10 protein-coding genes are annotated in these 19,164 nt (G+C 38.9%); 2 read left to right on the top strand and 8 right to left on the bottom strand.

What is annotated here, in order from left to right; genetic code table 11:
• The first annotated feature begins 388 nt into the window (after positions 1-388).
• Entirely contained in the window at positions 389-1,147 is a 759-nt protein-coding gene (locus CLOAM_RS08475) for a carbon-nitrogen hydrolase family protein (protein ID WP_015425489.1), read from the top strand.
• Between the two features lie 1,208 nt (positions 1,148-2,355).
• Here the strand turns inward: CLOAM_RS08475 and CLOAM_RS08470 are convergent.
• From CLOAM_RS08470 to CLOAM_RS08445, 6 genes are all read right to left on the bottom strand, one after another.
• Positions 2,356-3,828: a bifunctional metallophosphatase/5'-nucleotidase gene (locus CLOAM_RS08470; protein ID WP_044279116.1), complete on the bottom strand. Its 1,473-nt coding sequence runs from the start codon at positions 3,826-3,828 to the stop codon at positions 2,356-2,358.
• A gap of 67 nt (positions 3,829-3,895) precedes the next feature.
• Positions 3,896-4,624, bottom strand: coding sequence for a 3-deoxy-manno-octulosonate cytidylyltransferase (gene kdsB, locus CLOAM_RS08465; RefSeq protein ID WP_044279115.1), 729 nt, complete (start codon positions 4,622-4,624; stop codon positions 3,896-3,898).
• A complete protein-coding gene (gene mnmG / locus CLOAM_RS08460) occupies positions 4,621-6,468 on the bottom strand; it encodes a tRNA uridine-5-carboxymethylaminomethyl(34) synthesis enzyme MnmG (protein WP_015425486.1) in 1,848 nt (615 codons plus the stop codon). The genes kdsB and mnmG overlap by 4 nt, the downstream gene beginning before the upstream one ends.
• Position 6,469: 1 nt before the next feature.
• A complete protein-coding gene (gene yihA, locus CLOAM_RS08455; protein ID WP_015425485.1) occupies positions 6,470-7,081 on the bottom strand; it encodes a ribosome biogenesis GTP-binding protein YihA/YsxC in 612 nt (203 codons plus the stop codon).
• Positions 7,065-7,445 carry a 6-carboxytetrahydropterin synthase QueD gene (queD, locus tag CLOAM_RS08450; protein WP_015425484.1) on the bottom strand — a complete coding sequence of 127 codons (381 nt, stop codon included), beginning with the start codon at positions 7,443-7,445 and terminating at the stop codon, positions 7,065-7,067. The genes yihA and queD overlap by 17 nt, the downstream gene beginning before the upstream one ends.
• A 22-nt stretch (positions 7,446-7,467) precedes the next feature.
• Complete coding sequence (locus tag CLOAM_RS08445) at positions 7,468-8,400, bottom strand: magnesium transporter CorA family protein (protein ID WP_232502677.1); 933 nt, start codon at positions 8,398-8,400, stop codon at positions 7,468-7,470.
• 369 nt (positions 8,401-8,769) lie between these two features.
• On the opposite strand from CLOAM_RS08445, the gene CLOAM_RS08440 reads away from it, so the two are divergent.
• Positions 8,770-14,808 carry a carboxypeptidase regulatory-like domain-containing protein gene (locus tag CLOAM_RS08440; protein WP_232502712.1) on the top strand — a complete coding sequence of 2,013 codons (6,039 nt, stop codon included), beginning with the start codon at positions 8,770-8,772 and terminating at the stop codon, positions 14,806-14,808.
• Between the two features lie 438 nt (positions 14,809-15,246).
• On the opposite strand, the gene CLOAM_RS08435 is transcribed toward CLOAM_RS08440, so the two are convergent.
• A complete protein-coding gene (locus tag CLOAM_RS08435; RefSeq protein WP_015425481.1) occupies positions 15,247-17,961 on the bottom strand; it encodes a lipoprotein in 2,715 nt (904 codons plus the stop codon).
• The gene (locus CLOAM_RS08430) at positions 17,961-19,163 is read right to left on the bottom strand and encodes a tetratricopeptide repeat protein (RefSeq protein WP_015425480.1); all 1,203 of its coding nucleotides are present in this window, start codon (positions 19,161-19,163) and stop codon (positions 17,961-17,963) included. The genes CLOAM_RS08435 and CLOAM_RS08430 overlap by 1 nt, the downstream gene beginning before the upstream one ends.
• Position 19,164 lies beyond the last annotated feature (1 nt).

Genomic DNA, 19,164 nt, shown 5'->3' with positions numbered 1-19,164 from the left:
GAAAAATGAAATTTACAAGGAAAATAGGTTAAAATTGAGAATTGAAAATTAAAAAAGGTTGAGAAAGTTTAGACGGTTGAGAGGGTTTAGACAGTTGAAAAGGTTTAGACGGTTGAGATACATTAAAAGCCCAAAGGGCGACACAATGATAGCGATGGTGGCGTTAGCCCCTCGTAAAATGAAAGCCCCTGAAGTTCTATTCTTTTTACCTTTCTTTTTCACCAAAAGCCCGTCAGGGCGAAACAACGATGTAGAAGGTGGCGTAAGCCCCTCGGGAAATTTTACAATCGAGCTTGCACTGATTTCCTGATTAAAAAATTGTGAGCTAAAACAAAAACAAAGTGTAGCCGGAGGACACCGTTCCTCCACAAAAAAGGAGAACAACAAAATGAAAATATCCGCTTGTGTTTTTCCTGTCCTAGAAAAAATAGACCAGGCAATTGCATCAATGCATCGCTATATAGAAGAAGCAGGTGCGCAAAAAAGCGACCTGATAATTTTTCCTGAAGCCGCTTTAGGGGGTTTGAACATTACAGGAATCTACACTCAGGATAGCCAAAATTGCCTTGCAATGGATTCTTCTGAAGTAAAATCCTTACAGCAAAAAGCGATACAATACTCCATAGGAATCGGTTTTGGCTTTTTGGAAAAAGAAAAGGGCTGTATTTATGACAGCTTTGTCTTGTTTGACAAATTTGGGCAGATTGCTGTTCATTATCACAGAATATCCAGGGGTTGGCTACCTTCAGAAGTTACCTCAAACGACTATGCCTGCGGAAATACTCCGGGGATTGCAGATACTATTTACGGTAAAATCGGAGTTTTAATCTGCGGGGATTTGTTTGAACCGGAAATACTTAATTGTCTTATCCAGGCAGAACCGGATTTTTATTTACATATTATGGCAAGGAGTTTTCCCTGCAGGGATGACTTTCAGAAAAATTGGGACGAAGAAGAATTTCCCTTCTATCTAAATGAATATCAAAAACTTGGTAAACCGATAATGGTCTGCAATTGCGTTGAGGAAAATGCCATAGAAGAAGAAAGATACTGTGGAGGCGCCTGGTTTATTAAAGGAAATCGGATTATTAACAGGATGCCTCTGTTACAAACCGGGCTTTTAAATGTAGAATTATTGTCTGAATAAACCGCAAAAATGTAGCCGGAGGACGCAGTTCTTCCGCAAGAAAAAAAGTTTTTGATTTTGCGGAGCTCCGGCTACACAATTTATTACACCGTTCTTAATTGTTACCCATCATCCACCCATCCTAAAGGTTGGGTTGATGTTTGGGGGTTAAGTAAAGTCCATTGTTTTCAGAGCTTTTCCCAGCTTGAATTGCTGAAGCATTGCTTACCCATTACGGATGGGATTAGCAATGGGTAAGCAATGAGTAAGCAATGCTATTAAGGAAGAAAATGGAATTATATTTAGTTAATAGGAGTTAGGAAAATTTAGGGGGAAGAAGAAAATATTATATCTGTAACTCCATATTTTATATAGTTTTAATATTCATAAACTTTATATAATAAGATAAATCCTGTAGTGATGGCAGTTGGATAACAACGGGTTTTAACCCCGGTGCATATTCTATTTTAACTCACAATTTTCACTTGCCCTCCAGGTACACACATCCCACAAACATCTTCATTTGCAACCGAGTTATAACTTGTTTACGAATTAAAAAATTGTGAGTTAAAACAAGAACCCTGCACACTATCAACCGAGCTACAGCATTCCCTCAAATTCCACGGTCACGGAAAAAATATATATTCAGCCGCTCCAGAAATGTGGGGTAGGAATTGTTCAGAATTGGTGACTTCGGGGAATACTTTCGTTTTAACTCTAAACCGAGCTTCAGCTTTGAAAGTAGAAGGCAACGAAGAAAATTTCCTGTTACCTCAGAATATAGTTGCAAACACAAAAGGGTCGGTTTAGAGTCAAAACTCCCCCCTCTACTTGTTTTGACTCACAATTTTCACTTGCCCTCCAGGTACACACATCCCACAAACATCTTCATTTGCAACCGAGTTATAACTTGTTTACGAGTTAAAAAATTGTGAGTTAAAACAAAAAACTGCACACTTGCAACCGAGCTACAACAAACTCACGAATTCCACGGTCACGGAAAAAATATATATTCAGCCGCTCCAGAAATGTGGGGTAGGAATTGTTCAGAATTTGTGACTTCGGGGAATACTTTCGTTTTAACTCTAAACCGAGCTTCAGCTTTGAAAGTAGAAGGCAACGAAGAAAATTTCCTGTTACCTCAGAATATAGTTGCAAACACAAAAGGGTCGGTTTAGAGTCAAAACTCCCCCCCAATTCTCAATTCTAATAGGTTTTCCTTGTTAATTTCATTCTTCATTTATCATTTTTTTTACTTGTCTAATCATCACTTCGGTAAAGAGTTCACCTGTTTCCTGGACATCAAAGGGCTTAAAACCCAAATATTTATCCCACTGACCCAAAACATAGTCAAAGCTAACAACGCGGTATATTTTATTCGGATCAACCGGTTTTCCATTGATATAATAGACCTCTTTGGGTTTCAGCAAACCGAACAGACGCTTTTTCTTTTTCCATTCCGTTGAACTTGTTTGCACAATATCGTAGGGTTTGTTTTTAGCGATTTCTTTATTAAGTGCTTCCATAGTCAATAAATCTCTTCCATAACAGGAAAACAGGACAATGTAATTATTGAAGGGAAATAGTTCATACATATCTTTGAGGGTAACAGGTCCTGCCGGAATAACTTTTCTGATGCCTCCGTTATTAATAATAGCCAAATCGGGTTTACAGGATTCATAATATTCCTGTTTTAATGCCTCAGCAGCCCATCGGGAAACTGCTGTTTCCTTAAATTTATCGGGAATCCAGTCCACTGGAATATGGGCAATAACTTTTCCCGTTTCTTTTTCTATGCTGTCTGCCATTGTTTGCACAAATTGATTTAAGGGTGTTATAGGTAAATTTTCCGGTTCCAGCAAGGGAATAAGTTTGCTTGCATAAGCTATAATGCGGTCGTTTTGCACTTCTAAATTGATGGCACCCAAATAGTTTAGATAACTTCCGGTGGAGGCAATATAAATTCCATTCACTTGACAGGGCTCAGAAATAACGGTATGGGAATGACCTCCAATAATTAAATCCACCCGGTTATCCAAAACGGTTGCCAATAAGGAATCCGCTTCAAAGCCGTTATGGGTAAGCAGTATTATCAGATCGCTCTGTTTGTCTACTTCTTCAATATACTTATCTATTGCCTCTTTATAAGGCAGAATGGTTAATCCGGCAATATTTTCCCTTTTCACTTTTTCCGGCAGTTCGGTTAAAGTTAATCCCATTACACCAATTTGCAAGGAATCCAAGGAAAATATTTTATAGGGAATTCCGCCAAAGGGTTGATTATTCTTATCCAGAATATTAGTGCTGAGAAAAGGATAATTTGCCAGTTCCCTAAGTTTGATTGTGTTGTCTTGCGAATAATCAAACTCGTGATTACCGTAAGTTGTAGCATCTAATTTTAGATAATTAAAGACCTTTATAACAGCTCCACCAATTGCATTATCATAATTTTGCGAAGCAAATATGCTGCCCGTTTGTTGATCTCCGGCATCCAGATAAAGCGCTGCTGATGTCTTTTCCCTTTCTGCATTCAAATAATATTCCAGAACAGCATAACCGCCAATTTTGCCAAACCTTGAATTTTGAGGTAGATAGGTACCATGGGTGTCGTTAGTATGCAAAATAGTTACAGGAACTGCAGTGACAAAAACACTGGCAGCTAAAAAGATGATAGTTAGGACTTTGCTTTTGTTCTTATTCATAATTCTTCTCTTCTCTGGATTCCTGCTTGCGCAGGAATGACAAAAAACTTTCATTCAAAAACTAATATCAAGTAACAGAAAGCAGTTTCTCTATTGTTTTCAGGTCTTGTGGTGTATCAATTCCGATGCCTTGATAACTGGTTTCTACCATTTTAATAGGAATTCCGTTTTCCAGAGCTCTTAGCTGTTCCAATTTTTCTGTCCTCTCTAATATAGAGGGTGACAAATATACAAATCGGTGCAAACATTCCGGAGAATAGGCATAAACACCAATGTGACGATAATATTTAAGGTCTATTTGACTGTCTCGCTGAAAAGGAATAACGGAACGGGAAAAATACAAAGCATAATTTTGCGTATCAGTTACAACTTTTACAATGTTTGGATTGTATATCATTTCCCGGTCTTCAATCACGGTCATTAAACTTGCCATCTGCACTTTTCTATCTTCAAAAGCGGAAATAAGCTTTTGTAAGGGTTCTTTTTCAATAAGCGGTTCATCTCCCTGAACATTAAAAACCAATTCTGCTTGCGGAAAATATTGTAGCGCTTCAGCTATGCGGTCTGAACCGCTGGGATGACTTTCTTTTGTTAAAACCGCTTTGCCTCCGAATGACTTAACTGTTTCTAAAATGGAGATATTATCCGTTGCTACACACACAGTATTAAATAAACCGGAATTTGCAGCGCGTTCATATACATACTGGATAATCGGTTTTCCTTTCAGCAATGCCAAGGGTTTTCCGGGAAAACGCGTTGAATTATAACGAGCTGGAATTAAGGCAATAATATTCATTTGGCTTCCTTTTTGGCATTTTTGCGCAACCAAATCATTAGGGCAACGCTATCACTATAATTTATTCCCGGAATTCGCATTGCCTGCCCTATATTTTTAGGACGGATTTTACTAAGTTTTTCGCGTGCTTCATAAGCCAGAGAGGGAATGCTAAAATAGTCCATCTCTTCAGGAATGGCAATTGTTTCAGCATTTTGGAACTTTTGAATTTCTTCTTCCATTCGGTTTAAATAGCCGGAATATTTAATTTCCAGTTCAAGGCGATTTTGAATATCACTATTAACATCCGCCGGAATTTTGTAACCGTAATTTTGGAGGTCATTAAAAGAAATTTCGGGTCTTTTCAATAATTGAGCAAAACGGATGGGCTCTTTTATTTCTCCATTTGGCAGGCAGTTATGCTGTTTCAGGTATTTCAGTTCCCGCCGTAAAATTTCTTGCATCTGCAAAAACCTTTGCCAACGACTTTCTTCTACCAATCCCAATTTGTAACCAACCGGCATTAAACGCTCATCGGCATTATCCTGACGTAAAAGTAAACGGTATTCCGCACGCGAAGTAAACATTCTATAGGGCTCATTTGTTCCCCTGGTTACAAGATCGTCAATTAGAACTCCGATGTATGCCTCACTGCGTTTTAGAATAAGGGGTTCTTTATTTTCCAAAGCCAGAGAAGCATTTATACCTGCTAAAAGACCTTGTGCTGCTGCCTCTTCATAACCGGAAGTGCCATTTATCTGTCCTGCCAGGTATAAGCCCTTTATTTTTTTGCACTGCAGAGAACTATCTATTTCTTCCGGATCAATAAAATCATACTCTATAGCATAGGCATAGCGTAAAATACGTGCCTCCTCTAAACCCGGAATACTATGCACAATTTTTTCCTGAATTTCTGCTGGAAGCGAAGTAGAAATGCCGTTTACATAACCTTCAAAGGTATTCAGCCCTTCCGGTTCAATAAAAATGTGATGACTTTCCCTTTGGGGAAATTTCACTATTTTATCCTCAATAGAAGGACAGTAACGCGGTCCGATGCCTTTAATTATTCCGGAGTAAAGAGCGGATTCAGTTAAATTGGCTCTAATAATTTGATGCGTTTCTTCCGTAGTGTGTGTTATATAACAAGAAACCAGATTCTTAATTTCAATATCCCGGTAAAAAGAAAAGCCCTGAGGATTTTCATCCCCTTTTTGTTCTTCCAGTTTGTTATAATTCACAGAACGCAAGTCCACTCTAGGTGGAGTTCCCGTTTTAAACCTGCGAACTTTTAATCCCCAAGCAGATAAAGAACGGGAAAGATATTCTACAGATGGCTCTCCACTGCGTCCTCCGGCATAACTTATTTTGCCAATGTGGATTTTTCCCTGCAAAAAAGTGCCGGTTGCCAAAATAATTTTAGGAGCATAATAGCAATGTCCGATTTGGCTTATTACCCCTTTAACACAACCATTTTCTACAATTATTTCTTCTATGGTTGCTTCAATTAAATGGATATTTTCCTGTTTTTCTACTGCTTCTCGCATCAGCAGATGGTATTTTTGACGATCATTTTGAGAACGCGGAGCCCAAACAGCCGGACCTTTACTTCTATTCAGCATCCGAAAATGAATTCCGGAAAGGTCGGCACTTTTTGCCAGTTCACCACCTAAGGCATCTATTTCTCTTGCCAGATGACCTTTGGCAGGACCTCCGATGGATGGATTACAGCTCATTCTGCCTATAGCTTCAATTTTAATGGTAAAGAGAGCAACTTTCAACCCTCTTTTAGCTGCCGCCAGGGATGCTTCAATTCCGGAATGACCTGCTCCCACAACGATGAGATCAAATTTGTTATCTGTATGCATTTTAGCTTAATTTATTTTGAAACCAGTTATAAAGTGGCTCAAGACCTGTATTATTAAGTGCCGAAACAGGAAAAATTGGCTCTTCCTTCAAGCCCAAACCCTTTGCCAGGTCTTTCACCGTCTTGGCTACTTTGGTTTTGGGAATTTTATCTGCCTTGGTAGCTACGATACAATAGTCAATACCTCTTAAGCGTAACATTTCCAGTAGCATAATATCTTTGCTGTCTGCCGGATGACGAATATCTACAATAACAATTAGAGAACGCAATTGCTTGCGCTGTTCAAAATATTTATTGATCATCCGCCGCCATTTTTCCTGTTCTGCTTGGCTTACTTCGGCATAGCCATAACCCGGTAAATCGGTAAATTGCAAAAAGCCGGAACTATCATTATCGTCTATCTTATAACGAATTAAAAAGAAATTCAATAAGCGTGTCTTTCCAGGAGTGGATGATGTTTTAGCAAGCCCTTTATGATTGGTTAATAAATTGATAAGTGTGGATTTACCTACATTGCTTCTACCCGCAAAAGCAAATTCGGGATAAGCAGAAGCCGGATAATCACTCGGTTCAATAGCACTTTTAACAAAAAAGGACTCAACAAATCTGATCATTTTTATAAATCACACTGCTTTTTTCGGATTCGTAAACCTCTACTTCAGAGATGGCTACGGGCTTATCCTGAAGCTCTTTTTCCATACATTCATAAATGTATTTAGCCAGATTTTCGGAAGTGGGATTTCTTTCCGTAAACGGAACAATCTCATTCAAATAAGAATGATCCAGGTTATTTAGTATGTTAGACAGAATAGTTTTGAGAACACCGAAATCCATTGCCATTCCGATTTCATCCTGCTCTTTTGTCTTCACACAAACCCTCACCTTCCAGTTGTGACCGTGCAGTTTACTGCAGGCACCTTCATAACCACGCAATAAATGAGCTGCGGAAAAGGTTTCTATTACATTTAAGTAAAACAATGTTGACTCCTTTTTTAAGTGGCTAAAAGTATTTTTTGTGAATGAAAACCAGCACCAAAATAAGGGAAATTAAAACAGAAATTCCCATTATTAGGGCAAAGGCAAAGTTGCTTTCCTGAAAAGGCAAAGGAACATTCATTCCATAGATGCTTACAATAAGAGTCGGTACTGAAATGATGATTGTTATAGAAGTTAAGAACTTCATTACTACATTCAAATTGTTGGAAATGATAGAAGCAAAGGCATCCATCATTCCGCTTAAAATGCTGCTGTAAATATTTGCCATCTCTATTGCCTGCTTGTTTTCAATGATTACATCCTCAATCATATCCTCAGCATCGGGATCGTTCAATAACCAGCGGGTTCTTTGCAAACGCTCCAAAATAATTTCGTTGGATTTTAACGCTGTATTGAAATAAACAAGGGATTTTTCCATACGCAATAAACGGATCAGTTCTTTATTCTTCATTGACTGATGCAACTCATCTTCAATTAAAGTAGTACGCCGGTTGATTTCTTTTAAGAACTTCAAAAAATAGATGGCTGTCCTTAAGTTTATATTCAGTAAAAAACTCTGCTGTGTGATATTAAAAGGACGATGCTTGCCTTCCAGATATTGGGTGAGGATTTCATTATCATAAAAAGAAACTGTAATCAACTTATCTTCTGTGGAAATTATCCCCATCGGTGCTGTAGCAAAAGAGATCTTGGCAGAACGATGCTTATAATAAATAGGCACTCGTAAAATGGTTAACAACGCTCCCTCATCCCATTCCAAACGGGCATTTTCATCCGCATCCTGAAGGTCGGTTATAAAATCCTCTTCCAGATTATATTTTTTAACAATTCGCTCAATTTCTTCCGGAGAGGGGTTCTCCAGATGTATCCAAAATGCTTCCTCCATAGTTAAAGCCGGAACAAAACGCTGACCGCTTACTTTGAAAATGTGGATCATAATAACCTCCTTCCTATATCTATTTTGTTCTGCCATTTTTTTTTACTTTGTTTTTGTGGCAAGCAAAAAGTCCAAGTTCGGATTGTTTATAGGGTCTAAAACTCCAAACCGGAAAAAACTTGCTTGACAGAATTCTTGAATTAATTTATCAGTGTATCCAATGAGAATTATATATTCTTATGCAGATAGTGTGTAGTTTCCTGCTATTTTTAGAAGGCGGGATGATAATGTCCAAAGTAAAATTAAAGAAACAGTTTCCGAGGGCAGTATGAGTTCTGTAATTTCGGAACTGAACAAAAAAATAACCCCAAAAATAATAAAAAAATGGGAAAGGAGATAACTATGAAACGACTATCATTACTCCTCGTGATGATATTCATTCTGGGCTTAATGGTTCCTATGCTGAATGCCAGCGAAGTAACCATTGGCGCAGGAGACCAGACAGGTCGTATCCCGGTAGATATGTATTACAAAAATTCACTTTTTGAATGCTTATACTACCAGGACGAGCTGTTAATTGTGAATGGAAGTATTACTGGAGTTGCTTTTTATAACAATTTCTCCTCTAATCTTCCAGGTATGCCTATCAATATTTGGCTGGGTATTACTACCCAAACAGATTTGAGCGGTGGATGGATACCTTCCACTCAACTAACTCAGGTTTTCACAGGCAATGTGGATTTCCCTTCTGGAACTAACACTATTAATATCACTTTCACTACCCCCTTCCAATATAGTGGTGGTGTTTTAGTGATGATGGTGGAACGGGTTATGGATACCGAATACTATTCCTCATCTGATCTATTTGCCTGTCAGACAATTGGAACAAACCGCGCGTTGAATATCTACAGTGACAGTGTTGACTATGATCCTGCCAATCCTCCCACTGGAACAACCGCAAGCGGTAAATTCCCCAAAACCACTTTCTTCTACACTGGTCAAGGTATCGGTAATGACTTAGCTTGCTTAAGCATTACCGGAAATACTACTCCCAGTGTTGGCCAATCTTATCAGTATGTTGTAACCGTTAAAAACAACGGTCAGAATGCACAAAACACTTACACTGTTAAGCTGATGCAAACAGGTGATGTAGAACTTGCTTCTCTTCCCGGCTTGCCTATTAATGAAGCTCAAACCCTTACTTACACTTTTAACTGGACCCCCAGCGTTGCAGGTCCTACTACTCTTTATGGAAAAGTTGTTTTAGCAACTGATGAAATACCTTCCAACAACCAAAGTCCTGCTTTGAGCATTGCTGTTCAACCGGCAGGTATTCAAGCAGTTACAATTGCGGATGGAACGGAGACAATGCGAATTCCGATGGATTTCTTCTGGAAGAACTCGCTCTCCGAGACCATTTACTTGTCCGATGAACTTGGCTTTGTAAGTGGAACTATTACTTCTTTGGCTTTTTACAATAACTTCTTTGATTCTCCTTCCAACGGAGCGACAAAAATTTGGTTGGGTTCCACTAATGTGCAAGATTTAAGTGGTGGCTGGATTCCTTCTACTCAAATGACTTTGGTGTTTGATGGCAACATCACTTATCCTTCCGGAATAAACACCATTACCATTCCTTTGCAAACACCCTATATGCATACTCCCGGAAACTTGGTAATGATGGTTCAACGTCCAATGGATAATGACTATTATTCATCTTCTGATAATTTTTACGGCTTAACCATTGGTACCAATCGCACTTTAAAAGTTCAAAGTGATAGCACTCCTTACGATCCTGCCAATCCACCTGCCGGAACTACTCCTGTTGGACAGGTTCCCAAAACCACTATTTTCTATACCGGACAGCAGATTGTAAATGATTTGGCTTGCCTTAGCATTACTGGAAGTTCAACACCCAATGTTGGTTCACCTGCAACCTACACGATCACTGTGAAAAATAATGGAACTGCTACGCAGACCAACTACACCGTAAAACTGATGAAAGAAGGCGGAGTGCAAATTGCCAGTGTTCCCGGAACCTCAATTGCTACTTTGCAGACAGCTACCTTTGACCTTAGTTGGAATCCCACTGCTGTGGGAACTACCTATTTATATGGTGTAGTAGAACTTGCTGGGGATGAAATTGCTACCAATAATCAAACAGCAAACTTTACTGTGCAAGTAATGGAAGCAGGACAAACTGTGGTGCAAATCGGTCAGGGAACTGCCACAAATAGCACTACTGGTGCTCCCACACCTTACGGAACATACTATAAAAATTTCCGTCAGCAATATTTATACACTGCAGCTGATATCTATGCCGCGGGTGGCGCACCTGGTTTGATTACTTCTTTGGCATTTAATGTAACCTCATTGAATACCTGTTCCGCTATGCCGAACTATACTATTAAAGTAAAGCATACAGACCAGACCGAACTAACCACAACTTTTGAAGTAGGGGAATATACTACCGTATGGAATAGTGCCAGCTTCCTGCCTACCACGGGTTGGAACATTCATACTTTCACTACTCCTTTCTTCTGGAATGGTGCTTCTAATCTCCTAATAGATATCTGCACCGATTTAATTCCTGGTAATTATACTCAAAATGCTTCTGTTCCTTACACTCTTACTGCTTACTCCAGCTGCTTACGGTTCCAAAGTGATAGCTCACCTGCCTCTGCTGCAACAACTGGAACCACTTCTACCAATAGAGCTAATGCCAGATTGTATATGACCATTTCAGATATGGGTTCTCTTACCGGTGTAGTTACTTCTGCTGCAGCTCCTTTACAAGGTGCTTCTGTTACCGTTATCGGAACAGTTTTCCATACAGTTACTGCTGCCGACGGTTCTTATAATTTACCATATGTGCCTGTAGGAACACAACAGGTTATGGCTACCAAACATGGCTATAATGAAGTTACGCATACTGTAACTATCGTGGAAGATCAAACCACAACCCAAAACTTTGAGCTTACCCTATTACCTCAAGTTACGGTTAGTGGACGTATTGTAGGAAGCGATCAACCCACGGTTGGTTTGGCTGGTGCTACAATTGCCTTAAGTGGTTATGAACCCTATCAGGCAACTACCAATGCAACCGGAAACTTCACTATTCCCAATGTTTTTGCCAATCAGACCTATAACTATGTTGCTACTGCTACTGGTTATCAACCGGCAACGGGTCAGGTTGTAGTTGGAACAACAAATGTGAATATGGGTGATATTACGGTTAACGAATTGGCGTTTCCTCCTTATGGAGTAGTTGCTGAAGAAGCTGCTAATTTCACTAATGTAACCGTTACCTGGCAACCACCCAATCCTAATGCTCAAACAATTACAGAGGGTTTTGAAGGCACAACCTTTCCGCCTACTGACTGGAGTCAAATTATCACAGATACAAGTGCTCCTGGAACTACAGGCGTCTATCCAACCTGGTGTCAGGTAGGAACTATAGCTCTTACTCCTGCAGTTCCACCTCATGGTGGATCTTATCAAGCAGCTATGTGGTGGAGTTATAACCATCAGGATGAATGGTTGATTACACCTCAATTCTCTTGCCCCGGAAATGCTGTTTTACAATTCTGGAGCTATGTCTATCTTGGTTCAACTAATAATGACCACTATTATATTAAGGTCTCTACAGATAATGGCAATACTTGGACTGTTCTTTGGGATGCAACTGCTTTAACAGGCGGATGGAATTATTATGCCACTCCAATTACTATTGATCTTTCTTCCTATACCGGACAGCAAATTAAGCTTGCCTGGCATGCCGATGATCCGCCTTCCGCTGATGGAATGTGGTATGTTTGGTTCGTGGATGATATCCTTATCGGTACGCCCGATAATGTTCTGAAATTCAGCACAGAGGAACTATTAGCAGCTTCCAAAGTAAATAATTCAACACCCAAAATGGTTTATCCTTCTTTGCCTATCAGTCGTGACAGGATAAAGAATCCTGCAATCAGTGAGCCCGTTCTAAGCGTAGAAAGGCCTACTGAAAATAACAGAGTTTTGCTTGGCTATAGAGTATATCGTCTTTTAGCTGCTGATCAAGGTAATGAGGCAAACTGGACAACTCTAACTCCTTCTACTATTACTCCTACTACTTATGTAGATAATGCCTGGCAGCCCTTACCTTCCGGTGTTTATAAATTTGCTGTGAAAGCTGTTTATACTAATAATGTATTTTCCAATGCCGCATTCTCCAATGAAATTCACAAAGGTATGATGGGAACCTTAACCGGAACAGTTACTGAATTCGGAACAAATCTTCCTATTCAAGGTGCCACTATTACCGCTGGTGAATATAGCGGTCAAAGCGATGCTACCGGACATTACAGTTTTGGCGTTTATGCTGGAACATATACTGTAACTTGTACCAAGCAAGGTTATCAATCCGGTTCACAGGCAGGTGTAGTAATTACAGGTATGCAGACCACAACTCAAAACTTCGTGCTTACCGAAATCACTTTACCTCCTGTAAATGTTCAAGCAACAGATAATGGAGCTATTGCCAATATTACTTGGATGGCACCTGGATCTGCGGGAGGTGAATGGCTGCACTATGACAGTGGTGAAAATAATGATAGCATAGGTACTGGTAGTGCAAATGACTTTGATGTATACATTCGCTACCCTGCATCCGCTCTTGCTGATTATGCCGGAATGAGCTTATATACACTCAAAGTATGGCCTGCCCAGGCAGGAACCTTCTCCGTTCGCGTTTGGACTGGAGGAACTGCTGCTGCTCCAGCTAATATGGTTGTAGATCAAGGTTTTACGCCAGTTCTTGACACATATAATACTGTTACCTTGAATAATCCTGTTCTCGTTACAGGTAATGAAGAACTATGGTTTGGTTACCGTAATGTTGTAACAAGCGGTTATCCTGCCGGTTGTGATGCCGGTCCTGCTGTTAATGGTTTTGGCAATATGATGTATTTTGGTGGTTCCTGGACCACTCTAATTGAGCAGAATCCTGATCTGGATTACAACTGGAATATCCAAGGTTTCGTTGGTTGGGCAGCACCTACAGCTGCACCCTCTTTTGAAGGGATTAGAACAGTTCTACAGAGAACTAAATCCTTACCTCAAGGTATGGCTAAATCTATCTCCCATAATAATGAAACTGTTCAATCTATAAAATCTACCGATGACAGAGTTCTGGTTGGTTATCAGGTATGGCGTTTACTGCAAGGTCAGGAAACCAATGAAAGTGCCTGGACTTCTTTAACCGGCACTCCTATTACTGCTTTAAGCTTTGCAGATGAAGGTTGGGCTTCATTACCGGATGGAACTTATAAATGGGCAGTAAAGGCAGTTTACACAGGTGGAGCTTATTCCGTTGCCGCTTTGTCTAATGCGTTGCCTTTGTATCATGAAATTGGAACTATTGCCGGTATTGTTCGCAATATGCAAAATCAACCAATTTCTGGAGCTACTGTTACCTGCGAAGATGTTACTGCTACAACCAATGCCAGCGGTGCATATAGTATGACAGTGCTTTCTGGAGTTCATAGTGTAACTGCTAGCCATCCCAATTATGCTTCCGTTACGCATTCTGGTATCATAGTTGTAACCGGTCAAACCACTACTGTAAACTTCCAGTTGCCTCCAACCTCAGATTTGTTTAGTGATGGCTTTGAAACCTATCCTGATTTCACTTTAACTTTTGCTCCTTGGACACTGGTTGATGTGGACCTAAGCGGAACTTATGGTATTCAAGGTTATGCCTGGGAAAATGCCTATAGTCCGATGGCATTTATAATCTTCAATCCTACTACTACAACTCCACCTCTTACTTCTCTTACAGCTCACGGAGGAAACAAAATGGCTTGCAGTTTTGCCTCAACCACTCCTCCTAATAATGACTGGATGATTACTCCGCAATTGTCAGGAGCAAGTTCCATCAAATTCTGGGCAAGAAGTTATGTAGATGACTATGGATTGGAAAGATTCAAAGTAGGTATTTCTAATAATACTACTCCCAGTAGCTTCACTATCATTAGCGGTCCAAATTATATTCAAGCACCGGTGGAATGGACTGAATACACCTATCAAATTACACAGCCAGGACCTCTTTACATTGGTATTCAATGCCTTTCCAATGATGCCTTCTTCTTCTGTGTTGATGATGTTTCAATTATGGGGAACGATGTTAATGATCCTGAACTTCCTGTAGTTGTTACCGCTTTGCACAACAACTATCCTAACCCCTTCAATCCGGAAACTACCATTTCTTACAGTGTTAAAGAAAAAGGACCTGTAACTATTGAAATCTATAATGTTAAAGGTCAATTAGTGAAGACCGTAGTGAAAGGTATTCAGGAACCCGGAAATCATACTATCGTCTGGAACGGAACCGATGATAATGGTCGTTCTGTTTCCAGTGGTATCTATTACTATAAGATGCAAGCTGGAAAATACAGCAGCACCAAGAAAATGATAATGATGAAATAACTTCTGCAGCTAAAGCTCTTCCAGCTTTGCTTGGAAGTAAATAGTCAAATTGGAACCCCCTGAACTTTTACAGCTCGGGGGTTCTTTTTTATATTAGAAATTGATAGCATTTTCCCCGAATGATAATTCCCAGGCCCTATCTAATTTGGAGGATTATCTATTATTTCGGTGTTTTCGGTGGCTAAAAAATATATCTGCGAAATCTGCGTGAGGTTTATTTACCTCTGTTTCGTTGTTAATCTTTTGAGGACGCCTCACATCTTCTTAGGCGATCCTCTAACGATTCTCTAACGATCCTCTAACGATCCTCTAACACTTCCTTAACGAGATAAGGGAATCGTTAGAGAATTTTTAAGCCAGTATAAGAATAAAAAATAGCCAAATTAAATACACTTTCAACTAATAACTACAGCTGATTCCTCACTCAGGGAACTACATTTAGAATTTGGTGATATAAAAAATCCCCGGATTGGGAACAGTACAGATAAAGCAATTTCCTACAACAATATATTCATTCGCATAATTAGCGCTAAAACTATCCACTCGGTTTAGTTCTGTTACATTTCCTAATTGATCGCGGTAAAACAAATGAGCAGTTTTAATAGTAGCTACTTCTGTAATAGGGAGATAAATATAGGGTTCTTGTTGTGCTCCGATAATATTGTAAAAATCTGGATTAATTGGCTCTCCCGTGGGAGTTGACACACTAAGCTGATAAGCTGCCAAGAGATTATCAACTCCAGAAACATAATTCAATTTGCTCAAATTGAGAATTGACCCTGAAGGCACACCCTTATTAATAAAATAGTTTGGTAGCACAAACTGTACCTGATAGAGTGAGACGATTTCATCTTGAGTGGAGTTTCTAACAGAAACGCTTACACTATTATGAGGGTTATTATCTACAAAGGAGGCATAGGAACCGCTATTAGCTAAAGCAATACCATTAAATCCATTATCAATATAAAAATACCAGGGATCGTAAGAAGCGCTTTCATAAAAAGCATAAAGTCGATAGAAGGGTTCTGTTTTTTCATAAAAGAGCAGATTCTGTCCTTTTGCAGTGCGTGGGAAAAAGAGCACTGGCTGAAAGAGAGCAAAATTTTCTTCGGAATCTGAACTTACCTGATATACAGCAGAAGAGTAACTGAGGTTATATTGATTGGAAAGAATGCGATAGGGATCTGCAAGTGTATTAGTTTTATAAAAGCTGAAAATTGTGTTTGTTTCTTGAGGGGCATTGCCATAAGTATAAAAAATGAGATCATTCCAGAAGAAGTTCATTGTGGAATAAGTTCTCAGTTTAAACGGATTGGTATAGTTTATTTTGCAATTAATAATCATCCCGGGAAATTCGGGATAGATATTCAGCCAGTTCTTTTGGACATAACAATTTGCTGTTCCCTGCAGATAATTTTTTAGGCGCGAATAAGGAAAAGTGGAAAATAGAAGATAATTTTCTTGCGGGTTGAAAACAGGTAAAGCAAGATAAAAACCCGAAGGCAAAGAGCTTTGCTTTTCATTATGCGTATAGAAACAAAAATCGGCTAATGAACTCGCTGCGCTGATATAAAACGGTTCTCCTTTCAGCCAAGGATGATTGGGAAAAGCAGGTTTTAAATTTAGAATAAGATAATCATAATCAGTTTTATCGGCATTCCACCAACTAATAATGGCATTTTCGGTTTGCAGGTATTGGCGATTTTTATAATAAGGAACTTTCAACTGCGAGGGAGCTGTTTGTAAACAGCCATAAAGATATGCTGCAGAAGATGTTATCCCAGAATAGATATAGGAATTAACTTGGATATAATGATTGGCATCATAGCTTGTTCCTGGGCTTTTATAAGTAATAATATCCTGAAGGTTATTACGACAAACACTAAATAGGCGGTTTTTATTATTCTCTGTTTGGTTGGTGAAAAAGCCAAATTCGATCCAGTTATTTTCAGGTAGGGTAGCTATAAGTTCAGAATCTTTATAAAAATTGATTACGAATGCCTGCACAGGGGAATTGAAAGAATAGGGATTATTTTGAAAGTAATCGGCCAGTATGGAAGAAATATCGGGAGCGATATTAACTTTCATCTGGGTTTCCGGTAAAGAAATTGAGCGTAAATCGAACCAGACCTGTTGTAAAAATACACTATTAACGCTTCCATCTAAGGGGACGGATATTTCCTGTTGATTTTCCAAAGGGCTTAACAGGAAATATTCACCGCTGCCTTTTAAAAAACTGTATAGACCTGTTTCATCTATCCACCAGTTGGAAGTTCCGGACACAGGATCGTTTTCAGACCAGCTGTATACAGAATTTTCTGATAGATGAATCCACTGTCTGCTAAAAAATCCCTTTCCTGCATTTAATATTCTTAAGTAAGCAAGGCAGTTGCCGATTGCTTTTTCAGTTTGTAACTCTACAACAGGATAAGATATAGCCGCATTGGGGTAGTAGGCAGTTAATTTATTGTAATCGGTTAAATTATCTTTCAACCTAATAGTTATATTTCCAGCCATAGATGTGTATGCAGCAGGAAAATTTACCGCTACCTGGGCTCCCGTGTTATTAAGCAAAACAGCATAGAAATTATCCCTACCGTTATGTTGCAGGGTAGGATTATCCTCTTCAGGTATAGACAATAGAGCATATTCACCTGTAGCCGATATAGGAAAATAAGCTCTGCGCTTATTATAATATGTAGGATTTATAGGATTGGCTTGCAGATAATAATTGAAACTAACTAAATAAAATGGATCTGAACTCGGTTTTATTTCAGTGTATATTTCGGCCATATTGATAGAAGCAATAAGGTCTATTATAGTACCGGAACGTATAACGCCAAATTGATAGGTATTACTTTTTGCTTCGGCATTATTTTGAAAGCCCAAGGAATCTCGCATAACAAATGTTTTCACTTTACGAAAAACAATTTCGTCACCTAAGTGAATTAATTCATCGGCAATGGATTCTTTGTGTAGCATTAAATAGGAATCGTCATTTGCGGCTTTAATTAAATAATCGGAATAGACCTTGATAGTGTTCCCCGTTTGATAATCTGCTGCAGAAATTTCTGGGGGTAACAATAAATTTTCCCGTAAGTTACAGGAAGCAAGCAAAACAATTAATAACAAGAAAAAAAAGATACGACGCATTAATAATAACCTGAAAGCGAAAAATAGAAAAGGTCTTCGCTATCCCACTTTTGATAATAACCATATAAATAGAGATGCTTGAAAAATTCCTTACCTAAGGAGATTCCATAATAAGAACCATTTTGATTGAAGGTATCTATAATCACTCCAGAATTATCTATTATCCAAGTATCGTTTCCTGCTCCATAATGAAAACCAAGCTCAAAACTATACGGAAGAGATTTTGTTAGGCAAAACTGTTGAGCAAAATGAACGCTATCCGTTTCTGCGGGTTCATTATCCATAAACGCACTATGCAAAGCATAAGAAAAATAAAAATCACGCCAAAGAACTTGAGGCTGCAAACTTATCTGCTGAACATCAAAACGTGGATAATGACTGAAAGAGACAAAAAGCTCTGGGTTCAAAACAATTTTTCCCGGATACAGTTTTGGACATAATTCCATTCCTAACTGCCAGGCAGGATAAACTCTGGCATCTTCTCCAGAAAGATAAGATCCATTGATGCCTACTTCCAAAGGAATGAATTGGTAAGTAAAATCTGCTTTATATAGATCCCGGAAAAAGGCATTATCCAATTGAAAATATTCATAATTTAGCTTAAGCTCTGCACATTTATATTTGGCAGATTGCCTAAAACCATAGGCATTTTTTTCTGTTCCTGGAACTTTGTAATAGACAGTACTATTAAAAGACGGTTTTATAGCGGACATTTGCCTGCCGCTAATAAAAGCTGCCTTAGAAAAATATTTTTGTGCTTTAGGATAATTATCCAAAGCCAGATAGGTGTAAGCTAAACCTTCACAGGAAACTTGATTCGCCAAAGGATTTGCAGGCATATTATCTAAAGCTTGTTTATAATAATACCTTGCTTCAGGCAAACGGTTTTGCTGATATAAGGCAAAGGCATAATAGTTATAAATTCCATCTAATTCCGGCAGTTTTGTTTTGGCATTTGAAAAGGTTTTCAGAGATTTATGAAATTTGCCCTGAGCATTTTGAGACCAAAGTAATCCTTCCCAACCGCTTCTTTCTTGTGGATATAAAATGGTTAATTGTTGATATTGTTTTTCGGCTATTTCATAGTTTCCGGTAAGCATATTATTATAGGCAGTGGAAATAAGGTTAAATGGCAAGGTAACAATATCTTCTGAAAAAAGCAGACAGGGGATAATAAGAAGAATCAGCCAAAAATAACGCATT

The organism is Candidatus Cloacimonas acidaminovorans str. Evry (assembly GCF_000146065.2).
Lineage (GTDB): Bacteria > Cloacimonadota > Cloacimonadia > Cloacimonadales > Cloacimonadaceae > Cloacimonas > Cloacimonas acidaminivorans.
The sequence above is the reverse complement of the archived record's forward strand: the minus strand, read 5'-3'. Positions and strand labels throughout refer to the sequence as shown.